Raw genomic sequence first — 2,509 nt, 5'->3', positions numbered from 1 at the left:
CCACGTTGCCGCCCAATCTCCCATGACACACCTCCGCCGCGCGCCGTTGCGGCGAGTTGCTGGTCTAGCCGCAGCTCGATTACCGGTTTCCACGGCAACAGCGAGAACCCCATGCCGTCATCGAGCATCGCGTAGCGCCCGCTGGCGAGCATGAGGTTGTGCCGGTAGATGCCGGACACGCGCTGCCCGTCGGCCGCTGGCCGATGCTCCAGGCMGGTTTCGGCGGCAATGTCCTTCGCGGCCTGCGCCAGATCGCGCCCGCGCAGCGTCGCCAACAGGTTGCGTGCGAAAACAAGGCGCTGCCCGTGATGCTCGACTACTGGCTGCACTTGATCGGCAAGGGAAATCGAGTGGGGTAAGTGGCGCTACCACCACTGGCACGCTCGGCGCTCGACCTGTACCTGGTGCAACTGGGATTGCCGGTGACGCCGGCCCGATCCCAACCGCTGCCTCCCGGCAGCTAGCCCGGTTGAGCGTTGCCCTCGGCTGTGTGAGTGCCGCTGCACAGATGCCCGCGCAACGCGCGTTCCAGCGTGGACAGTCCCACCGGCTTGACCATCACTTCGCTCATTCCCGCGGCCAGCGCACGCAGGTGATCCTCGCGCTGCGCGCTCGCGGTGCAGCCGATGATGGGGATGCGGCCCAGCGCATCCTTGCGCGCGCGTACCGCACGGGCCAGGCTGAAGCCATCCATCACCGGCATCATGCAGTCGCAGATGATCAGGTCCGCAGGGCGCCGCTGCAGGTCCTGCAAGGCAACGGCGCCGTTCTCCGCCGTCTCCACGGTAATGCCAAGCCGCTCCAGCTGGCGTTCCATCAACAACCGGTTGGGCGCGTGGTCGTCCACGACGAGCACGCGGGTGCCTGGCGCAAACAGCGCGACGCCCGCGTTGCCGGCCGGCGGCGCGTCTGCCTGGGGCTGCGAAGCCGAAACCTCCAGGCTGAGGCGCACCAGCACCTGCGTGCCGCGTCCCGGCTCGCTCTCCAGGGTGATCTCGCCCCCCATCTTGCGTACCAGGTTTTGTGCGATGGACAGGCCGAGGCCGGTGCCGCGGGTGTTCGCGCGCTCCGTTGACTCCACCTGGGAAAAGGGCCGGAACAGCTTGCCGATCGCCTCCGCGGGAATGCCGATGCCAGTGTCCTTGATGCTGAGGCACAGCGCTTGCGAGGCCCCCGGCGCGGCACAGCCGTCGAGCCGGATATCCACGCTGCCGCGCTCGGTGAAGCGGATGGCATTGGAGAGAAAGTTGCTGATGACCTGCTTCATGCGAAGGATATCCACGCGGTGCGCCGGCGCCACGTCATCGCTCACGCAGACGTTCAAGGCCACGCCCTTCTGGGAGGCGACGGGACCGAACATCTGCGTGACTTCATGCAGGCCCTGGCGCAGGCTGGCGGCACGGGGTTGCAGCGTGAACTGGCCGGCCTCCATCTTGGAGAGGTCCAGGATATCGTCCAGCAGCGACAGCAGCGATGTGGCCGCGCCATGCGCCGTATCGAGTTGCTCGCGATCCTCGTGCTGGGCGTGCCGGCGCGTCAGCACCAGTTCCAGCATCCCGAGGATGGCGTTCATCGGCGTGCGTATCTCGTGGCTGATCGAAGCCAGGAATGTCGACTTGGCGCGGTTGGCAGCCTCGGCGCGGTTCTTGGCGGCAGCCAGTTCGGCCAGCATCTGCTGGCGTTCCGTCACATCGATCCAGCCCCCCACGATGCCCGCCGTGCCGCCATTGGCGCGGCGCAGCGGCACCACCCAGCTGATCACGCTGCGCGGCGCGTTGCCGATGGTCAGTTGGCGATCGGCGCTGAACGGCAGGCCGGTGCGCAGCACGCGTTGATAAACGGCCATCAAGTCTTGGTGGCTGATATCGGGATTGAAGGCGGGGTGCACGAAGGCCGGCCCGGTCCCGGCCAGCGCCCGCCGCGTCGTGCCCAGCGCCGCTTCGTAGGCGGTATTGYAGGTGATCATGCGGAACTGGTTGTCGCGCAGGTAGATGGGCTGGGGAATGCCGTCGAGCACTGCCGTCTGGAACGCGACCTGGTCCTGCAAGGCACGCTCGGCCGCGGTGCGCTGGGTCACCTGCCGGCGCAGCGAGGCCACCCAGGCCAGAAACAGCAGGCTAACCAGCAGCAGTGCGGCCGCGCCAGCCATCAGCCATGGCATGAACTGGCGCCAGGTGAAGCCCGGCGGCCTGGGTTCCGTCCAGTGCGCGCGCATGGCGCCGAGCTCGTCGCGCGAGATGCTGAGGATGGCCTTGTTGATGATGCCCAGCAATTCCGGGTGCTGGTTGCTGACACCCACGCCGACTTCCAGCGGCACGCCGCCCGCGGCCGCAGCGACCTTGAGCTGGCCGGCATAGGCTTGCTTGAGCATGTGGTCGGCCATGAAGACGCTGGAGATGGTGGCATCCGCGCGTCCCGTGGCGACCAGGCGGAACGCCTCATCGTACGAGTTGGTCTCGCGCTGGCTCACCGCGTAGCTGGCCCGCACGAGATCGTAGAACCCGTTGAG

The 2,509-nt window shown here is 67.5% G+C and carries 1 protein-coding gene and 1 pseudogene; both read right to left on the bottom strand.

Annotated elements, in window-relative coordinates; translation table 11 throughout:
- Positions 1-314, bottom strand: a pseudogene (locus AC1DS3_RS37630) (DUF3363 domain-containing protein); the annotation flags it as partial.
- 146 nt (positions 315-460) lie between these two features.
- Positions 461-2,509: ATP-binding protein (locus AC1DS3_RS37625; RefSeq protein ID WP_477129248.1), on the bottom strand; the 2,049-nt coding region annotated here is incomplete at its 5' end.

This window comes from Cupriavidus sp. 01L46 (assembly GCF_056399905.1).
The sequence above is the reverse complement of the archived record's forward strand: the minus strand, read 5'-3'. Positions and strand labels throughout refer to the sequence as shown.